Source organism: Streptococcus sp. (genome assembly GCF_032481935.1).
GTDB lineage: Bacteria > Bacillota > Bacilli > Lactobacillales > Streptococcaceae > Streptococcus.
In genome coordinates, this window is record NZ_JAWERU010000033.1 from 1 (window position 1) to 18,591 (window position 18,591).

15 protein-coding genes and 1 riboswitch are annotated in these 18,591 nt (G+C 39.5%); of the genes, 14 read left to right on the plus strand and 1 reads right to left on the minus strand.

Annotation, left to right across the window (positions count from 1 at the left end; translation table 11 throughout):
- Positions 1-46: 46 nt before the first annotated feature.
- From leuD to E7C97_RS07100, 14 genes are all read left to right on the plus strand, one after another.
- Positions 47-640 (plus strand): 3-isopropylmalate dehydratase small subunit, encoded by a 594-nt coding sequence (gene leuD / locus E7C97_RS07035; protein ID WP_000410625.1) that lies wholly within the window; start codon positions 47-49, stop codon positions 638-640.
- Between the two features lie 28 nt (positions 641-668).
- The gene (locus E7C97_RS07040) at positions 669-1,448 is read left to right on the plus strand and encodes a Sua5/YciO/YrdC/YwlC family protein (protein WP_316108591.1); all 780 of its coding nucleotides are present in this window, start codon (positions 669-671) and stop codon (positions 1,446-1,448) included.
- A 294-nt stretch (positions 1,449-1,742) separates the two neighbouring features.
- Entirely contained in the window at positions 1,743-2,726 is a 984-nt protein-coding gene (gene guaC, locus E7C97_RS07045) for a GMP reductase (protein ID WP_004253488.1), read from the plus strand.
- Positions 2,719-2,815, plus strand: a riboswitch (purine riboswitch). Its footprint overlaps the gene before it by 8 nt.
- A 76-nt stretch (positions 2,816-2,891) precedes the next feature.
- Positions 2,892-3,473: a xanthine phosphoribosyltransferase gene (locus E7C97_RS07050; RefSeq protein WP_316108592.1), complete on the plus strand. Its 582-nt coding sequence runs from the start codon at positions 2,892-2,894 to the stop codon at positions 3,471-3,473.
- Positions 3,473-4,732 carry a nucleobase:cation symporter-2 family protein gene (locus E7C97_RS07055; protein WP_049504130.1) on the plus strand — a complete coding sequence of 420 codons (1,260 nt, stop codon included), beginning with the start codon at positions 3,473-3,475 and terminating at the stop codon, positions 4,730-4,732. The genes E7C97_RS07050 and E7C97_RS07055 overlap by 1 nt, the downstream gene beginning before the upstream one ends.
- Before the next feature lie 93 nt (positions 4,733-4,825).
- A complete protein-coding gene (gene ligA, locus E7C97_RS07060) occupies positions 4,826-6,784 on the plus strand; it encodes an NAD-dependent DNA ligase LigA (RefSeq protein WP_316108593.1) in 1,959 nt (652 codons plus the stop codon).
- Positions 6,785-6,787: 3 nt separating this feature from the next.
- Positions 6,788-7,738: a diacylglycerol kinase family lipid kinase gene (locus tag E7C97_RS07065; protein ID WP_316108594.1), complete on the plus strand. Its 951-nt coding sequence runs from the start codon at positions 6,788-6,790 to the stop codon at positions 7,736-7,738.
- 32 nt (positions 7,739-7,770) lie between these two features.
- Complete coding sequence (gene pulA, locus E7C97_RS07070; RefSeq protein ID WP_316108595.1) at positions 7,771-10,053, plus strand: type I pullulanase; 2,283 nt, start codon at positions 7,771-7,773, stop codon at positions 10,051-10,053.
- A gap of 396 nt (positions 10,054-10,449) precedes the next feature.
- A complete protein-coding gene (gene glgB / locus E7C97_RS07075; RefSeq protein WP_316108596.1) occupies positions 10,450-12,378 on the plus strand; it encodes a 1,4-alpha-glucan branching protein GlgB in 1,929 nt (642 codons plus the stop codon).
- Entirely contained in the window at positions 12,368-13,510 is a 1,143-nt protein-coding gene (locus tag E7C97_RS07080; RefSeq protein ID WP_316108597.1) for a glucose-1-phosphate adenylyltransferase, read from the plus strand. The genes glgB and E7C97_RS07080 overlap by 11 nt, the downstream gene beginning before the upstream one ends.
- A complete protein-coding gene (gene glgD, locus E7C97_RS07085) occupies positions 13,500-14,639 on the plus strand; it encodes a glucose-1-phosphate adenylyltransferase subunit GlgD (RefSeq protein ID WP_316108598.1) in 1,140 nt (379 codons plus the stop codon). Before E7C97_RS07080 ends, glgD begins: the two co-directional genes overlap by 11 nt.
- A complete protein-coding gene (gene glgA, locus E7C97_RS07090; protein ID WP_316108599.1) occupies positions 14,636-16,069 on the plus strand; it encodes a glycogen synthase GlgA in 1,434 nt (477 codons plus the stop codon). The genes glgD and glgA overlap by 4 nt, the downstream gene beginning before the upstream one ends.
- Positions 16,070-16,131: 62 nt before the next feature.
- Entirely contained in the window at positions 16,132-16,773 is a 642-nt protein-coding gene (serB, locus tag E7C97_RS07095) for a phosphoserine phosphatase SerB (RefSeq protein WP_316108600.1), read from the plus strand.
- Between the two features lie 16 nt (positions 16,774-16,789).
- Positions 16,790-17,905 carry a glycerate kinase gene (locus tag E7C97_RS07100; protein ID WP_316108601.1) on the plus strand — a complete coding sequence of 372 codons (1,116 nt, stop codon included), beginning with the start codon at positions 16,790-16,792 and terminating at the stop codon, positions 17,903-17,905.
- On the opposite strand, the gene E7C97_RS07105 is transcribed toward E7C97_RS07100, so the two are convergent.
- Positions 17,902-18,345 carry a DUF1694 domain-containing protein gene (locus E7C97_RS07105; RefSeq protein WP_316108603.1) on the minus strand — a complete coding sequence of 148 codons (444 nt, stop codon included), beginning with the start codon at positions 18,343-18,345 and terminating at the stop codon, positions 17,902-17,904. The genes E7C97_RS07100 and E7C97_RS07105 overlap by 4 nt on opposite strands.
- Positions 18,346-18,591 lie beyond the last annotated feature (246 nt).

The following is an 18,591-nucleotide window of genomic DNA, read 5'->3' on the forward strand; positions in this document are numbered from 1 at the left end:
CTTCGTAGATGTTCGGCAAATGCCAGAAGCCCAGTAAGGAGAGGATATGGAGAAATTTACAGTTTATACGGGAACGACCGTTCCTCTCATGAATGATAATATCGATACCGATCAAATCCTACCTAAGCAGTTTCTCAAGTTAATAGATAAGAAAGGCTTTGGTAAGTACCTCATGTATGCTTGGCGTTATCTGGACGACAAGTATACTGAGGACCCAGACTTTGTCTTTAACCGACCTGAATATCGGAAAGCCAGTATCCTCATCTCAGGTGATAACTTTGGGGCAGGTTCTTCGAGGGAACACGCGGCTTGGGCTCTAGCAGACTATGGTTTTAAAGTCGTGATTGCAGGGTCTTTTGGTGATATTCATTACAATAATGAACTTAATAATGGCATGTTGCCCATTGTCCAGCCTAGAGAGGTTAGAGAGAAACTAGCTCAGCTACAACCAAGTGACCAGGTAACTGTGGACTTGGAACAACAGAAAATCATCTCACCAGTTGGAGAATTCACTTTCGAAATCGATAGTGAATGGAAACACAAGCTTTTAAATGGTTTGGATGATATCGGTATTACCTTGCAGTATGAAGATTTGATTGCTGCTTATGAAAAACAACGACCAGCCTACTGGCAGGATTAGAAAAAAATAGAAAAGGAAATATAGAACTATGACTAAACACATTCAATGGAACGGAACACTTTCACAAGAAGGCTATGACATTTTAAAAGGTGAGGGCGGATGTATTGTTTGTCCTACAAAAGTTGGCTACATCATCATGACCAGTGACAAAGCAGGACTTGAACGTAAGTTTGAAGCTAAAGAACGTAACCGTAACAAACCAGGTGTTGTTCTCTGCGGTAGCATGGATGAACTTCGCGCTTTAGCACAACTTAACCCAGAAATTGAAGCCTTCTACCAAAAACATTGGGACGAAGACATTCTCCTTGGTTGTATCCTTCCTTGGAAACCAGAAGCTTTTGAAAAACTCAAAGCATACGGTGATGGCCGTGAAGAACTTATGACTGACGTGCGTGGTACTAGCTGTTTTGTTATCAAGTTTGGGAAAGCTGGTGAACAATTGGCTGCCAAACTTTGGGAAGAAGGCAAGATGGTTTATGCCTCATCAGCTAACCCATCTGGAAAAGGAAACCGTGGTAAGGTAGAAGGAATCGGAGAACGCATCGAAGGAGCAGTGGACCTTGTTATCGAAGCAGACGACTATGTAGCCTCTATCCAACCTGACAAAACCATTGAAACACGCTACGAGCAAGGTGTGATGGTCTCTATGGTCGATAAAGATGGCAAACTCATCCCAGAACAAGGAGGAGCTCGCTCAACTTCACCAGCTCCAGTGGTTATCCGTAAAGGCCTTGACATTGATAAAATCATGATGCATCTGTCAGACAACTTTAACTCATGGGATTACCGTCAAGGTGAGTATTATTAAAATAAGAAAGAAGTCTAGTGTTAAGAGGGGAGAAAGCTTCTACGCTGGGCTTTTTTTAATCTTCAAAAAATATTTTATAGAAGGCATCATTAAGGTAGTGCAATTTCAGACATAAGGCATCTAAATGTCTACTTATTATCTAAATCAAGAATTATAAACACGAACATTATTTGTTTTCGGTCATTACAATTGACAAAAAACGGACATTATTGTAAACTTGTTAGAGTAATTGTCTGGAAAAGACGAGGCTATTCCTAACTTTAGGAAGGTCTAAATAAGAGAAATGAGAGAAATATGTTAAACGAATTTCCGATCTTTGACTATGAAGATATTCAGCTAATCCCAAATAAGTGTGTCCTTCAAAGTCGAGCAGAAGCTGATACACATGTGACCTTGGGAAAACATACCTTTAAGTTGCCAGTTGTTCCTTCTAATATGCAGACTATCTTGGATGAAGATGTTGCTGAACAGCTTGCCAAGGGTGGCTATTTCTACATCATGCACCGTTTTGATGAAGAAGGACGCATTCCTTTTGTGAAACGCATGCATGAAAAAGGGTTGATTGCATCTATCTCGGTAGGTGTTAAAGACTACGAGTATGATTTTGTGAGTCAATTAAAGGCTGATGCACCAGAGTACATCACCATTGATATTGCTCATGGTCATGCTGATAGCGTGATTTCAATGATTCAGCATATCAAGAAAGAATTACCTGATACTTTTGTTATCGCTGGTAATGTTGGAACTCCAGAAGCCGTGCGTGAACTTGAAAATGCTGGTGCAGATGCTACTAAGGTCGGAATCGGTCCAGGTAAGGTATGTATTACTAAGGTAAAAACTGGTTTTGGTACTGGGGGTTGGCAGTTAGCAGCCCTTCGCTGGTGTGCTAAGGCTGCGCGTAAGCCGATTATTGCTGATGGTGGTATTCGTACACATGGTGATATCGCCAAATCAATCCGCTTTGGTGCAAGTATGGTTATGATTGGTTCACTATTTGCAGGGCATATCGAAAGTCCTGGTAAAACAGTTGAAGTTGATGGTAAACAATTCAAAGAATACTATGGTTCAGCTTCAGAATATCAAAAAGGTGCCTACAAGAACGTCGAAGGTAAGAAAATTCTTCTTCCTGCCAAAGGACATTTACAGGATACCTTAACAGAGATGGAACAGGATTTGCAAAGTTCGATTTCTTATGCTGGAGGTCGTAAGGTTGCTGATCTTCGTCACGTTGACTATGTCATTGTGAAAAACTCTATCTGGAATGGTGACGCTCACTAATATTACTATTACTTATTTATGCCACGAATTGGCGTGGCGTTTCTACAAGGTACCGTAAATACCTAACAATGAGTAAGCTGCAGAGATAAAAGGATAGGGGTTAAATCTATTTCTTTGTTTCCTAGAGGCTTACTTGGTAAGTCTCTTTTTATTTCGGAGGTTATTGTGAAATTATTAGAAGAACGAATTTTAAAGGACGGAAACGTCCTTGGTGAGAATATTCTTAAGGTGGATTCCTTCTTGACCCACCAAGTTGATTATTCCTTGATGCGTGAGATTGGTCGTACTTTTGCAGAGCATTTTAAAAATGCTGGCATTACAAAAGTTGTAACCATTGAAGCATCTGGGATTGCCCCAGCCTTATATGTGGCAGAACAGTTAGAAGTACCCATGATTTTTGCTAAAAAGGCAAAAAATATTACTATGAATGAAGGAATTTTAACTGCTGAGGTTTATTCTTTCACTAAACAAGTAACAAGTACCGTATCCATTGCAGGTAAGTTCTTATCTCCTCAAGATAAAGTATTGATTATTGATGATTTCTTGGCTAATGGTCAAGCAGCTAAAGGTTTGATTCAGATCATTGAACAAGCTGGTGCTACAGTTGAAGCTATCGGAATTGTGATTGAAAAATCCTTCCAAGATGGTCGTGAACTGCTAGAAAAATCAGGTCATCAAGTAGTATCACTCGCGCGATTAGAGCGTTTTGAAAATGGAAAAGTTATCTTTAAGGAGGCAGATATCTAATGAAACAACAGGAAAACCACTCACAGGCAGCCGTTCTTGGTTTGCAACACTTGCTAGCCATGTACTCAGGTTCAATTCTGGTACCAATCATGATTGCAAGTGCTTTAGGGTATTCAGCTCAACAGTTGACCTACCTTATTTCAACAGATATCTTTATGTGTGGGGTTGCAACTCTTTTACAATTGCAACTCAATAAACATTTTGGTGTCGGTTTGCCTATTGTTCTTGGGGTAGCCTTCCAGTCTGTTGCTCCACTGATCATGATCGGTCAGAGTCATGGTAGTGGTGCTATGTTCGGAGCTTTGATTGCTTCAGGGATTTATGTTATCCTGATTTCAGGTATCTTCTCTAAAGTTGCCAATCTTTTCCCTGCAATCGTAACTGGTTCTGTTATCACAACTATCGGATTGACCTTGATTCCAGTTGCCATCGGAAATATGGGAAATAACGTTGAAAAACCTACTGGACAAAGTTTAGCTTTGGCAATGATTACAGTTCTCATTATTCTTTTGGTAAATATTCTTACAAAAGGATTTATCAAATCTATTTCCATTTTGATCGGTTTGATTGCAGGTACCATTATTGCTGCTACTATGGGCTTGGTTGACTTCTCTCCAGTAGCAGAAGCTCCACTCGTTCATATCCCGACTCCATTTTACTTCGGTGCTCCACAATTTGAGATTTCTTCTATTGTAATGATGTGTATTATCGCTACTGTATCTATGGTAGAATCAACTGGTGTGTATCTTGCCCTTTCTGATATTACTAAAGATCCAATCGATAGCACTCGTCTTCGCAATGGTTATCGTGCAGAAGGTCTCGCTGTTCTGCTTGGTGGACTTTTCAATACCTTCCCTTATACAGGATTTTCACAAAACGTAGGCTTGGTGAAACTTTCAGGTATTCGTACTCGTTTGCCAATCTATTACGCAGCTGGTTTCCTTATCTTGCTCGGTCTCTTGCCTAAGTTTGGTGCCTTGGCTCAGATTATTCCAAGCCCTGTTCTTGGTGGAGCTATGCTCGTCATGTTTGGTTTTGTATCTCTCCAAGGGATGCAAATCTTGGCGCGTGTAGACTTCGAACATAATGAACACAACTTCCTCATTGCAGCAGTTTCTATTTCTGCTGGGGTGGGATTAAACGGAAGCAATCTCTTCAATACTTTACCGACTGAATTACAAATGTTCTTCTCAAATGGTATTGTCATTGCAAGTACAGTAGCCATCGTCTTGAATGCTATTTTGAATCGTAAAAAATAAAAATAAATGAGAAGCGATAGAAATATCCTTCTCATTTTCTTTTTTAGAGCTTGAGTATTGTTTATAGAGTCCTTTTTATGGTAAAATGGTTCTATGAATGAAAGAATGAAAGAGCTCGTTGAACTGCTCAATCGCTATGCGACAGAGTATTATACAAGTGATAATCCATCTGTATCTGATAGTGAGTATGACCGTCTTTATCGTGAATTGGTAGAGTTAGAAAAAGCTCATCCTGACCAAGTTTTACCAGAAAGTCCGACACATCGTGTTGGTGGAAAGATTCTTGATGGGTTTGAGAAATATAGTCATCAGTATCCTCTTTATAGTTTGCAGGATGCTTTTTCTCGTGAAGAGCTGGATTCCTTTGATGCGCGTGTTCGTAAAGAATTGGATGATGTCACTTATATTTGTGAGTTGAAGATTGATGGTTTATCGATTTCCTTGACTTATGAGCAGGGAATTTTTGTTGCTGGGGCAACTCGCGGTGATGGCTCCATCGGTGAAAACATCACTGAAAATCTTAAACGAGTGAAAGACATTCCTTTATCTTTACCAGAAAAATTAGATATTACTGTTCGTGGTGAATGTTATATGCCGAGAGCTTCTTTTGACCAGGTCAATCAATCTCGTCAAGAAAATGGGGAGCCAGAATTTGCCAACCCAAGAAATGCTGCTGCAGGAACCCTTCGTCAGTTAGATACAGCAGTAGTAGCCAAACGTAATCTTGCAACCTTCCTTTATCAGGAAGCTAGTCCTTCAACTCGGGATAGTCAAGAGAAGGTTTTGAAACATTTGGAACAATTAGGCTTTGTGGTTAATCAAAGACGTCTATTAGCTCATAGTATGGATGAGGTTTGGGCGTTTATTCAAGAAATTGGTCGAGAAAGAGATCAGTTGCCTTATGATATCGATGGAGTTGTGATTAAGGTCAATGATCTAGCTGGTCAGGAGCAACTAGGATTTACAGTCAAAGCACCTAAATGGGCAGTAGCATATAAATTCCCAGCAGAAGAAAAAGAAGCGAAACTTCTTTCTGTTGACTGGACAGTAGGGCGTACAGGAGTTGTGACTCCGACTGCTAATCTTACTCCAGTGCAACTTGCAGGTACAACTGTAAGTCGTGCAACTCTTCATAATGTCGACTATATCGCTGAAAAGGATATCCGTAAGGATGACACCGTCATTGTCTATAAGGCAGGGGATATCATTCCAGCTGTTCTACGAGTGGTAGAATCCAAGCGTGTGTCAGAGGAAAGACTAGATATTCCAACAAACTGTCCAAGTTGTGACAGTAAGCTTTTGCATTTTGAAGATGAGGTTGCCCTTCGTTGTATCAATCCGCGATGCCCTGCTCAAATCAAGGAAGGCTTGACGCACTTCGCATCGCGTGATGCTATGAATATTTCTGGCCTTGGTCCATCTATCGTTGAGAAACTATTTGCTGCCGATTTGGTTAAAGATGTTGCGGATATTTATCGCTTGACGGTTGAAGATTTTCTCTTGTTAGATGGTATTAAGGATAAATCGGCGCAAAAGCTCTACCAAGCTATTCAAGCATCCAAAGATAATTCTGCTGAAAAACTCTTGTTTGGTTTGGGGATTCGTCATGTAGGAAGTAAGGCAAGTCAGTTGCTTTTACAAAACTTTCACTCAATTGAATCGCTAGCACAAGCCAATCCTGAAGAAATTGCAAGTATCGAAAGTTTGGGAAGTGTCATTGCCCAAAGCCTTCAGACCTATTTTGCTACAGAGGGTTCTGAAATCCTTTTAAGGGAATTGAAAGAATCAGGTGTTAATCTAGACTACAAAGGACAGACAGTTGCAGCAAATGCAGCCTTGTCTGGTCTAACTGTCGTATTGACAGGAAAGCTAGAGCGTCTTAATCGCTCAGAAGCTAAAAATAAATTAGAAAGTCTAGGAGCCAAGGTTACTGGTAGTGTGTCGAAAAAAACAGATCTTGTTGTAGCAGGAGCAGATGCAGGAAGCAAGCTCCAAAAAGCACAAGAACTGGGAATAGAGATTCGTGATGAAGCTTGGCTTGAGAGTTTGTAAGCTATGAAAGAAGAAAAAAAACGCGCACGTCTCATTTATAATCCGACATCAGGCCAGGAAATTATCAAGCAAAATATCGCAGAAGTCCTAGAAGTGTTAGAGAGCATAGGCTATGAAACCAGTGCTTTCCAGACCAAACCTGAACACCTGTCAGCCCAGAAAGAAGCAGAAAGAGCTGCAAAAGCTGGCTTTGATTTGGTTTTAGTAGCTGGTGGTGATGGCACCATCAATGAAGTGGTTAATGGAATTGCACCTCTGGAACATCGGCCAAAGATAGCCATCATTCCTACTGGGACTACCAATGACTATGCAAGAGCATTGAAAATCCCTATGGGGGATCCAGTTGCTGCAGCGAAGATCATTGCTAAAAATGAAACCAAGAAAATTGATATTGGTCGTGCCTTTGGCGATAAGTATTTCATCAATATTGCTGCGGCAGGAGCTCTTACAGAGCTAACCTTTAGTGTTCCGAGTGAACTGAAGACGCGTCTGGGTTATCTGGCCTATGTTGCTAAAGGCATCGAGATGTTCCCAAAATCCAAAGCCCGTCCTGTTCGTATTTACCATGATTGGGGAATTTTTACAGGAGAAGTTTCTCTTGTCTTTGTTGCCTTGACCAATTCTATCGGTGGATTTGAGCAATTTGCACCTGATACCAAGTTGGATGATGGCAATTTCACGCTTATTCTAGTAAAGACAGATAAAATCCTAGATATGTTGAGTCTGCTAGTTCAAGCCATGAACGGAGGCCAACACGTATCAGATGTCAATGTTGAATATCTGAAAACTAGTAAACTCCGAATTGAAACTTTGGATCAGGAAGAGCCGTTTATGCTTAATCTTGATGGAGAATACGGTGGCGACACACCAGTAGATTTGGAAGTGTGCCATAATCACATTGAGTTTTTTGTGAATCCTGAGGCGATTGATCAAGAAATTATTAGTCACATATAAAATCAAATTTAATTTAGAAATTAGGGAGAACCATGTACAATTATCCTGTACTTATTCATTATCATCGTAAGGATGAAGCCTACGAGGCTTGCAGTTTCAGTAAAAAAACAGTAGATTCAGTAGAGCTTATCAAAGAAGAAGAATACTTTGGAGCCAAATTTTCACTGACTCAATCGAGTGAAGTAGCACTTGAAACCATGACTTTTAGCGTTGAAAAAGACGGTGTCAGCAAAGAGTATCCTATTCGTTTCAATTACTATCCACTTTTGACAGAGGTTTGGATTTTGGATGGAGACGATACAGTTTATTATTCTGAAAATCCAGCTATTGCCAGTCCCCACTATAAAGACCAAAATCCTTTTGCTTTTGACAAGGCAATCAATAGTGCGAGTTTCGACCACCACTGGGGTTATCAAGGAGAGTTGGGATGTCAAGTTTCTGAAAATGAAACAAGTTTTAGCTTATGGGCACCAACAGCTACATCTGTCCAAGTAGTTGTCTATGAATCAGCGAGCAATGACGCTCCTATCCTTAAAATCTTTGAAATGGAGCGAGGAAATAGTTATTCCTATAGCCACAAGTATAATACCATTGGTGTTTGGAGTTTATCAGTTCCAGAAAGCTTAGCAGGTTGTGCTTACCACTACCAAATTGACTTTCCTCATCACCAGTCATTAACTCGTGATCCATATACAATAGCGACAAGTCCTGATGGAAAACGTTCAGCCATTGTCTCAAATCAAGATCGTCAGGTCGAAGGTTTTGAGGTTAAGCATGGTACAGAAGCAATTTGGCGCTTGGAAAATCCTTGCCAGGCAGTTGTGTATGAAATGCATATCCGTGATTTGACTAAGTCTGAAACATCTGGTGTTGCGCCAGAATTAAGAGGAACCTTCTTAGGTGCAGCGCAAACTGGAACAGTTAACCAATATGGTCAATCGACTGCGTTTGACTATATCAAAGAACTTGGTGTCAACTATGTTCAGCTACAACCAATTGCTGACCGTCATAAAGAATACGACGCTGATGGAAATGTAACTTATAACTGGGGATATGATCCACAAAACTACAATGCTCCAGAAACTAGTATGTCTACAAATCCAAATGATCCAGGTCAAGCTATCCGTGATTTGAAAGCCATGGTCCAAGCTTATCACGATGCCGGCATCGGTGTTATTATGGATGTTGTTTACAATCATACCTTCTCAACCGTTGATGCGCCATTCCAAACAACGGTTCCCGATTATTACTATCGAATGAACCATGATGGAACCTACCAAAATGGAACAGGAGTCGGTAACGAAACTGCCAGTGAGCATGAAATGTTCCGTAAATATATGATTGATTCTCTTCTCTACTGGGTAAAAGAATACAATATTGACGGATTCCGCTTTGACTTGATGGGAATTCACGATGTTAAAACCATGCAGATGATTCGTTGGGCTATGGACGAAGTCGATCCCAAAATCATCCTGTATGGAGAAGGTTGGGATATGGGAACAGGTCTTGCTCCTTATGACAAGGCTAAGAAAGACAATGCCTACCAGTTGCCAAATATTGGATTCTTTAATGATAATCAACGTGATGCGGTCAAAGGTTGTGAAGTCTATGGCTCTATCAAATCTGGCTTCATCAGTGGAGCAGGTACTGAGCCGATCCTCGCAAAGGCTATTCTTGGAAGTCGTGAGCTGGGTTCTTACCTCAGTCCCAATCAGGTTCTTAACTACGTAGAAGCCCACGATAACTATAATTTACATGATTTACTTAAAACACTTCATCCGATGGAGAGTGATAAACGCATCATGAAGAAAGTAGAAACAGCGACAGCCATGAACCTTCTCATGCAAGGGATGGCCTTCATGGAGCTGGGGCAAGAGTTTGGCCGTACCAAGCTTGTAGCTACAGGAGAAAATGGCGAGTTGACTCACGCAGATCGTGAGCGAGCAATGAATAGTTACAATGCTCCAGATAGCGTCAACCAAGTCAACTGGGATTTGATCAATGATCGTCAAGATAGCATCGAGTTTGTCCGTCAGATTATCCGTCTTAAAATACAAAACAGTGCCTTTTCATACCCTACCTATGAAGAAGTCTACCGTCATGTCTTTGTACACACGGCCATTGAAAATAGTGGTTGGATTGTCTACGAGATTCATGGTGGTGAAGAGCACTTCTTGGTTGTATTCAATGCCAAAGGGGCTTCCTATTACTATGAAAATGCAGGAAACCTAGAAATGTTAGTAACCAATAGCCGTTCTAACCAAGAAAATGCCATTGACGATGTCAGTGTGGCAGTTATGAATATCTTATCTTAAAAATTAACCAAAAACTCAGGATTTACTCTTGAGTTTTTTATATTTCTAGTCATAAAAATAAAAATGGAACTATTACTAAAAATAGTTGAAAATTTCAGAAAATTTGGTAAAATTATATTAAAAGAGTTATCTACGAATATTATGTTATCGAAAAACAAAAACGTTCAGTTTTTAAGTGAGTTATTTTATATATAGATAATGAAAGTTATTTTTGTAACAGTAGCTGATAGAAAATTTCACTGCTTATCATCATTTATGAAAATTTTAGAAATGTTAAGATAAATATATGAAGATTTTCGAAAAAAATTTTTGTAGAATTCGGAAATTAGTTGAAAGTTTTCTTAAAAGATAGTATAATAGATACATAGAAAACGCTTACAATAAAAGGGGGATTCAATGGATAAATTTGAGGCTTTAAGAACTTTTACTAGTGGCGAAAATTTCCATCTTCAACACTATTTAGGTGCGCATCGTGAAGAAAGAGACGGTGAGTATGGCTATACATTCCGTGTCTGGGCGCCAAATGCGCAGGCTGTCCATCTAGTTGGTGATTTTACTAACTGGGTTGAAAATCAAATCCCCATGGTTCGTAATGAATCTGGAGTTTGGGAAGTTTTTACAACTTTAGCTCAAGAGGGACATATTTATAAATATCATATTACTCGTGCTAATGGCCATCAGCTTATGAAGATTGATCCTTTAGCTGTACGTTATGAGGCTCGCCCTGGGACAGGCGCTGTTCTAACAGAAATTCCTGAAAAAAAATGGAAGGACGGGCTCTGGTTAGCTCGCAGAAAACGTTGGGGATTTTTCGAAAGACCGGTCAATATCTATGAGGTACATGCAGGATCTTGGAAGAGAAATCCTGATGGAACACCTTATAGCTTTGCTCAACTCAAAGAAGAGCTCATTCCCTATCTCGTTGAGATGAACTATACTCACATCGAGTTTATGCCTCTGATGGCTCACCCTCTCGGTTTGAGTTGGGGCTATCAGCTCATGGGCTACTTCGCTTTAGAGCATGCCTATGGTCGTCCTGAAGAGTTTCAAGACTTCGTTGAGGAATGTCATATCAACAATATCGGTGTAATTGTGGACTGGGTGCCAGGTCACTTTACAATCAATGATGACGCTTTGGCATACTACGACGGTACACCAACTTTTGAATACCAAGATCATAATAAGGCTAACAACTACGGTTGGGGAGCACTCAACTTTGACTTAGGTAAAAATGAAGTACAATCCTTCTTGATTTCTAGTATTAAGTTCTGGATTGATTTCTATCACCTAGATGGTGTTCGTGTAGATGCCGTAAGTAATATTCTCTATCTAGATTATGACAATGCTCCATGGACACCAAATAAAGACGGTGGCAATCTCAACTATGAAGGCTATTATTTCCTACAACGTTTGAATGATGTTATTAAGCTAGCGCATCCGGATGTTATGATGATTGCAGAGGAGTCTTCTTCAGGTACCAAGATTACTGGTATGAAGGAAATGGGTGGACTTGGATTTGACTACAAGTGGAATATGGGTTGGATGAATGATATCCTACGTTTCTACGAAGAAGATCCAATTTACCGCAAGTATGACTTTAATCTTGTGACTTTCAGCTTTATGTATGTCTTTAATGAAAATTATCTCCTACCATTCTCACATGATGAGGTTGTCCACGGTAAGAAGAGTATGATGCATAAGATGTGGGGTGATCGTTACAATCAGTTCGCTGGTTTGAGAAACCTCTACACTTATCAAATTTGTCACCCTGGTAAGAAATTACTCTTCATGGGTAGCGAATTTGGTCAATTCTTAGAGTGGAAATCTGAAGAGCAATTGGAGTGGTCTAACCTAGAAGATCCGATGAATGCCAAGATGAAGTACTTTACATCACAGTTGAATCAGCTTTATAAAGATCACCGTTGTCTTTGGGAAATTGATACAAGTTACGATGGTATTGAAATCATTGATGCGGATAATAGAGATCAAAGTGTTCTATCCTTTATTCGTAAGGGTAAAAAAGGCGAGATGCTAGTCTGTGTCTTCAACATGGCACCGGTTGAACGTCCTGATTTTACAATTGGATTACCAGTTGCAGGTATTTATGAAGAAATTTGGAATACAGAGTTAGAACAATGGGGTGGTGTGTGGAAAGAGCATAACCAAACAGTTCAAACTCAAGAAGGATTGTGGAAGGATTATGAGCAGACTTTGACATTTACCTTGCCAGCTATGGGAGCAAGTATTTGGAAAATCAAACGTCGCATAAAACCTACTAAAAAAGTCGCTAATAAAACTCAAAAAGGAGTAGAAAATGAAGAATGAAATGCTAGCTTTAATCCTTGCTGGTGGGCAAGGAACTCGTCTCGGTAAACTCACTCAAAGCATTGCTAAACCTGCCGTGCAATTTGGTGGGCGCTACCGTATCATTGACTTCGCTCTTTCAAACTGTGCCAACTCTGGTATCCATAATGTTGGGGTTATTACACAGTATCAACCACTAGCTCTCAACAGCCACATTGGTAATGGTTCTAGTTGGGGTCTAGACGGTATTGACACAGGTGTTTCTATCCTTCAACCCTACTCTGCAAGTGAAGGAAATCGTTGGTTTGAAGGTACAAGTCATGCCATTTACCAAAACATCGACTATATCGACAGTATCAATCCTGAGTATGTTTTGATCCTTTCAGGTGACCATATCTACAAGATGGACTATGATGATATGCTCCAATCACACAAGGACAATAATGCCAGCTTGACAGTTGCTGTCTTAGATGTGCCACTTAAAGAAGCTAGCCGTTTTGGTATCATGAATACAGATGCTAATAATCGTATTGTTGAGTTCGAAGAAAAACCAGCTGAACCAAAATCAACTAAGGCATCAATGGGTATTTATATCTTTGACTGGAAACGACTTCGTAATATGCTAGTTGCAGCTGAAAAGGCCAACCTAGATATGTCAGACTTCGGTAAAAATGTTATTCCAAACTATCTTGAAACTGGTGAAAGTGTCTATGCTTATGAATTCAATGGATACTGGAAGGACGTTGGTACTATCGAATCACTCTGGGAAGCAAATATGGAATACATCTCTCCAGAGAATGCTCTAGATAGCCGTAACCGTCAATGGAAGATTTATTCTCGTAACCTAATTGCTCCACCAAACTTCCTTGGAGAACACGCTCAAGTGGAAGATTCTCTTGTAGTGGACGGCTGTTACGTAAATGGTACAGTGAAACACTCTATCCTCTCAACAGCAGCTCAAGTTCGTAAAGGAGCAGAAGTTGTTGACTCTGTCATCATGAGTGGAGCAGTTATCGGTAGAGGTGCTAAAATTTCACGTGCAATCATCGGTGAAGGTGCAATTATTGCCGATGGTGTTGAAATTGATGGTACAGAAGAAGTACAAGTAGTCGGATATAATGAAGTAGTGGGGGTAGCAACAGATGAAGATTGATAAATATTCAGCGATTTTAGGAAATACCGTTGGTTTCCATGATATGTCAACTTTGACAAGTAACCGTCCAGTGGCAACTTTACCATTTGGAGGAAAGTATCGTTTGATTGACTTCCCACTTTCAAGTTTAGCTAATGCAGGTGTTCGTAGTATCTTTGGAATTTTCCAACAAGATAACATCAGCTCTGTATTTGACCATATTCGTTCAGGACGTGAATGGGGCTTGAATACACTTCTTAGCCACTACTATCTTGGAATCTACAATACTCGTGTAGAGAGCAGTACTGTTGGAAAAGAGTACTATAAACAACTCTTAACTTACTTAAAACGTTCAGGTTCAGACCAAACCGTTTCCTTGAACTGTGATGTTTTAGTGAATATCGATCTCAATCAAGTTTTCCATTTGCATAATACAACAAAATCACCAATTACAGTTGTTTATAAGAAATTGCCTAAGAAGGACATTTCAGAAGTAAATGCAATCCTTGATATCGACGAAACTGACCATGTGGTTTCTCACAAACTCTTTGATAAAAAATCAAATCAAGATTACTACAACATGTCAACAGATATCTTCGTTGTAGATACTCAATGGTTGATTAAACGTTTAGAAGAAGAAGCTCAAAAAGAATATCCAGAAAAATTACGTTATGTTCTACGTGATTTAGCAGCTAAAGAAGGTGCTTTTGCATATGAATACACAGGATACCTAGCAAATATTCATTCAGTAGAAACATACTACCAAGCTAATTTAGATATGCTTGATCAGCATAAATTCTACTCTTTGTTCTCGCCAAATCAAAAGATTCACACTAAAGTTAAAAACGAAGAGCCTACTTACTATGCACCGGGTTCAAAAGTAAACACTTCTCAATTTGCTTCTGGTAGTATCGTTGAAGGCGAAGTGATTAAATCTGTTATTTCGCGTAATGTTCGTATCAATAAAGACAGCTTGGTTAAAGAATCTCTTATCTTCCCTCGCGTTGTCGTTGGAAAAGGTGCACAAGTTGAGTATGCAATTGTTGATAAGGGTGCTGAAATAGCTGAGGGAGTTGTCGTTCGAGGTACAGCAGAAAACCCTGTTATCATCAAAAAAGGCGAAAAAGTAACAGAGGATGTCCTTTCATGAAAATTTTATTTGTAGCAGCAGAGGGAGCTCCCTTTTCAAAAACAGGTGGATTGGGGGACGTTATCGGAGCACTTCCAAAATCATTAGTAAAAGCTGGGCATGAAGTTGCTGTTATCTTACCCTACTATGACATGGTTGAAGCCAAGTTTGGTGATCAAATTGAAGATGTCCTTCAATTTGAAGTCTATGTTGGTTGGCGCAGACAATTTTGTGGAATTAAGAAAACAGTTCTAAATGGTGTTACCTTCTACTTCATTGACAATCAATATTATTTCTTCCGTGGACATGTTTATGGAGACTTCGATGATGGTGAACGCTTTGCCTTCTTCCAACTTGCTGCCCTTGAAGCTATGGAGCGTATTGGATTCATACCTGACGTCCTCCATGCTCATGATTACCATACAGCAATGATTCCGTTCTTGTTAAAAGAAAAATACAGATGGATTCAAGCTTACCAAGGAATCAAGACTGTTTTGACCATTCATAACTTGGAATTTCAAGGTCAATTCTCTGAAAGCATGCTTTGGGACTTGTTCAGGGTTGGATTTGAGCGCTACGCTGATGGAACAGTTCGTTGGAATGATTGTCTTAACTGGATGAAGGCTGGTATTCTCTATGCAGACCGTGTATCAACCGTGTCACCGAGCTATGCTTATGAGATCATGACTACAGAGTTTGGTTGCGGTATTGATCAGATTCTTCGTATGGAATCTGGTAAGGTTTCTGGTATTGTAAACGGAATTGATACTGATTTATACAACCCAGAGACGGATGCTTTACTTGAGTATCATTTTAATAAAACTGATCTGTCAGGTAAGGCTCGAAATAAAGCGAAACTTCAAGAAAGAGTTGGTCTTCCAGTACGTCCTGATGTGCCAATGATTGGTATCGTGTCACGTTTGACTCGTCAGAAGGGCTTTGATGTGGTGGTTGAAAGCCTGCATCGTATGCTTCAAGAGGATATTCAAATCGTTCTCTTAGGAACTGGAGATCCAGGATTTGAACAAGCCTTCTCTTGGTTTAGTCAAGTATTCCCAGAAAAACTTTCTGCCAATATTACTTTCGACGTGAAATTAGCTCAAGAGATTTATGCAGCATGTGATATTTTCCTCATGCCAAGTCGCTTTGAACCGTGTGGACTTTCACAAATGATGGCCATGAGATATGGTACGCTTCCTTTAGTAAACGAGGTGGGTGGACTTAGAGATACTGTTCAAGCCTTTAATCCAATTGAAGGAACAGGTACAGGCTTTAGCTTTAACAACCTAACTCCATACTGGCTCAACTGGGCATTGCAAACAGCTTTGGATGTTTATCACAACCATCCTGATGTTTGGAAAAATATGCAAGTTCAAGCGATGGAATGTGATTTCTCTTGGGATACAGCCTGCAAGTCATATCTTGATTTGTATCACAGTTTAGCAAACTAAATAGTTAAAATCGTATGATACCTTCATACGATTTTTTGAGATTCTGAAAGTAAGGCAATTATATGAAAAAAATTAAAGGACTCTGTGTACTGGATGTAGATGGGACACTGATAGAAGAGGAAGTTATTGATTTGTTGGGGAAAGAAGCAGAGTGTGAAAATGAAGTAGCTCTGCTGACGGCCCAAGCTATGAGGGGAGAACTAGATTTTGAAGAAAGCCTGAGAAAACGTGTTTCTTTATTACAAGGACTATCTGTAGATACTTTTGATAAGATTTATCATGAACTACACCTTAGTAAAAATGCTGCGCAATTTATTAACACTCTGCAAAAAAATCAGATAGAAGTGGGTTTAGTTTCGGGGGGATTTACACCTGTGGTTGAAAGAATAGCAAAAGATTTAGGGATTTCATTATTTGCTGCTAATCAACTGGAAATCAGAGATGGTCATTTAACCGGAAATCTTGTTGGTCCTATTATCAGCAGAGAAGTTAAAAAAGAAACCCTAGTAAGATGGGCTGATGAATTAGAGGTACCAATTGATAGAACAATTGCTATTGGAGATGGAGCTAATGATTTAGCAATGTTGAAGAGAGCTGGAATCGGCATTGGCTTCTGTGCCAAAGAAATCGTGAAAGAGGAAATTCCTCTTCAAATTGAAGATAGAGATTTAACAAAAGTATTGAATCTGATAGATTTCCTTTGATTAGAAAGAACAGTGTATGAAAATTGTTATCGCACCTGACTCTTTTAAGGAGAGTCTCCCTGCAAGTGAAGTAGCTAAAGCTATTAAACGAGGCCTTCAAAAGGCTCTACCTGAATCGGAATGTTTGCTCTTACCTGTTGGCGATGGAGGAGAAGGAACAGTAGACGCCATAAAAAGTGCTTTAGGTCTTGAAGAACATACAACTCAGGTAACAGGTCCCTTTGGTGATGAGGTGCAAATGCCTTATGTTTATAAAGAAACTCTCGCTTTATTTGAAGTTGCGGATTTGATAGGTCTTGCTAAAATTCCTATTGAAAAAAGAAATCCCCTGAAGATTCAAACAAAGGGGATTGCTCAACTGATTCTGCATTTAATAGAGCATGGCATGAAAGAAATCTATATCGGAGTTGGTGGGACATCCAGTAACGATGGTGGGATTGGTATTGCTTCAGGACTTGGTTACCAGTTCTATGACAAAAATGGGGATGAACTTCTAACTACTGGTCAATTCTTGTTTGAAATTACTGATATCTCAAAGGAGAAAGCTATATCTATTCCTTCTGATGTGCGAATTAAAATCTTAGCAGATGTGACAAATTCACTCTGTGGTCCTCATGGCGCCACTTACACATTTGGGAAACAAAAAGGATTAGATCCAACTCAATTTCATGAAGTTGATTCTGCTATTGAAAACTTCTATCGAAAAGTTGCCCCTGAAATCTTAAAACTGGAAGGAGCTGGAGCAGGTGGTGGTATTGCAGCGGGCTTATGTGCTTTTGCTGGAGCAACAATTGTTTCTGGTATTCACACTTGTTTAGATCTAATCGGTTTTGATCAGAAAGTTGCGGATGCAGATCTTGTCATCGTTGGTGAAGGTAGATTAGACACTCAAAGCTTAGCTGGCAAGGCTCCAATCGGTGTAGCAAAAAGAACACCAAATGGTGCTCCAGTTATTGCTATTTGTGGGAGTCTGTCAGAGGATTTACCACCCTTACCATTTGAAAATATCGTTGCAGCCTTTTCTATACTAGAAAAAAGTGAACCACTGGAAGACAGTCTAAAAAATGCCGCTAACTATTTAGAATATACAGCTACAAACATTGGTCAAATCTTAGCTTTGAAGAAGAATTAACCAAACCACTTTTTCCAAAAAGAAGTAGGAGCTTTAGTCTCTTTCTCTTGCCACAAGTCTGGAAAGGCCTTTTTAAGATCTTTTTCATTTATTTGAACAGGGGCATCACTATGAATAATCAAGCCAAAAGGAGATGAATTGTGATCTTCTGAAACGATAGTCGCTTGGAAGTCAGCATCTTTGGCTTGTTTTAGATAATAGACCTGCTTTTCAAATACTACCTGAGGAGAAATTTTGACAAAAAGAGGTTCAGTTTCTTTTTTTAAACTCACTAAAATAGATACATAACCCTTTTGAAATTTATCATCATTAGCTGTTTCAAGGTCTGCATAGCCAAGGACCCTTTCCTCGAAAGTTCCGAGAAAACGTCTCTGTTCATCTGGATTTAGTTTAAGCCCGCCATGAGCCTTTTCTAGGATTTGTTTTGATACATCAGTCATAAAAATAGTATATCATAAAAAAAGGAGAAAACAGATAAAAGAAAGCGATTACTTTATAAACTTAAGGAAAATTTGCACAAAGATAACGTTTTTCCTTGAAAAAGGTGTCTTTTTAAGGTATCATAGAGGTGTAAAAAATTTAACTCAATAAGGAGAGTAAAAAATGTCAATTATTACTGATGTTTACGCTCGCGAAGTCCTAGACTCACGCGGTAACCCAACACTTGAAGTAGAAGTTTACACTGA

Coding starts and splice junctions, on each gene's coding strand:
- leuD (WP_000410625.1), top strand. CDS start 47: ATGGAGAAATTTACAGTTTATACGGGAACGACCGTTCCTCTCATGAAT.
- E7C97_RS07040 (WP_316108591.1), top strand. CDS start 669: ATGACTAAACACATTCAATGGAACGGAACACTTTCACAAGAAGGCTAT.
- guaC (WP_004253488.1), top strand. CDS start 1,743: ATGTTAAACGAATTTCCGATCTTTGACTATGAAGATATTCAGCTAATC.
- E7C97_RS07055 (WP_049504130.1), top strand. CDS start 3,473: ATGAAACAACAGGAAAACCACTCACAGGCAGCCGTTCTTGGTTTGCAA.
- ligA (WP_316108593.1), top strand. CDS start 4,826: ATGAATGAAAGAATGAAAGAGCTCGTTGAACTGCTCAATCGCTATGCG.
- E7C97_RS07065 (WP_316108594.1), top strand. CDS start 6,788: ATGAAAGAAGAAAAAAAACGCGCACGTCTCATTTATAATCCGACATCA.
- pulA (WP_316108595.1), top strand. CDS start 7,771: ATGTACAATTATCCTGTACTTATTCATTATCATCGTAAGGATGAAGCC.
- glgB (WP_316108596.1), top strand. CDS start 10,450: ATGGATAAATTTGAGGCTTTAAGAACTTTTACTAGTGGCGAAAATTTC.
- E7C97_RS07080 (WP_316108597.1), top strand. CDS start 12,368: ATGAAGAATGAAATGCTAGCTTTAATCCTTGCTGGTGGGCAAGGAACT.
- glgD (WP_316108598.1), top strand. CDS start 13,500: ATGAAGATTGATAAATATTCAGCGATTTTAGGAAATACCGTTGGTTTC.
- glgA (WP_316108599.1), top strand. CDS start 14,636: ATGAAAATTTTATTTGTAGCAGCAGAGGGAGCTCCCTTTTCAAAAACA.
- serB (WP_316108600.1), top strand. CDS start 16,132: ATGAAAAAAATTAAAGGACTCTGTGTACTGGATGTAGATGGGACACTG.
- E7C97_RS07100 (WP_316108601.1), top strand. CDS start 16,790: ATGAAAATTGTTATCGCACCTGACTCTTTTAAGGAGAGTCTCCCTGCA.
- E7C97_RS07105 (WP_316108603.1), bottom strand. CDS start 18,345: ATGACTGATGTATCAAAACAAATCCTAGAAAAGGCTCATGGCGGGCTT.